Origin of the sequence: Caulobacter sp., from assembly GCF_017744445.1 — a bacterium.
Classification (GTDB): domain Bacteria; phylum Pseudomonadota; class Alphaproteobacteria; order Caulobacterales; family Caulobacteraceae; genus Caulobacter.
This window is the reverse complement of record NZ_JAGIBH010000091.1, coordinates 1-452: the sequence shown is the minus strand read 5'-3', so window position 1 is coordinate 452 and position 452 is coordinate 1. Positions and strand designations below refer to the sequence as shown.

The window sequence follows — 452 nt, the reverse complement described above, 5'->3', positions numbered from 1 at the left end:
GAGACACGTAGAGGGCGGTGGAAACCGCGATCGCGATCCAGGGCCGGCGGTTCTCGTCGCGGCTGGGCACGAACAGGCCGCGGAACGGGATCTCCTCGCCCAGAGCCGGTACGAACAGCACGGTCAGCAGGCGTAGCGGCAGGCCGGGCGCGGTCTGGGTCAGGGCGTAGAGCCCGGTAGAGAAGCCGATGGCGGCCATCAGTCCTCCCGCGACCACGGCCGCCAGCCCGCACAACACCCAACCGCGCGCGTCGGGCAGGGTGGTCAGGGACCGGCGCAGGCGGCGGAGCGGGGAGGCTGACATGTCGCCAGCCTAGCGCATGCGCGGCTAGGCGGGTGTCGTCTCGTGGTTCATGGCCTCGGCGGCCAGGGCGACGTGCTCGGGGATGCGTCCTTCGGCTTTGCGCTCACTGTAGCGGTCGACGAGGTAGTCGGCCCGATCCCGCGTCAGC

At 71.2% G+C, this 452-nt stretch carries 1 protein-coding gene and 1 pseudogene; both read right to left on the bottom strand.

Annotated elements, in window-relative coordinates:
- A partial coding sequence (locus J7528_RS23805) for a CPBP family glutamic-type intramembrane protease (protein WP_363270496.1) occupies window positions 1-304 on the bottom strand: 304 nt, incomplete at its 3' end.
- A 24-nt stretch (window positions 305-328) separates the two neighbouring features.
- Window positions 329-452 (bottom strand): annotated as a pseudogene (locus J7528_RS23800) (arsenical resistance protein ArsH); the annotation flags it as partial.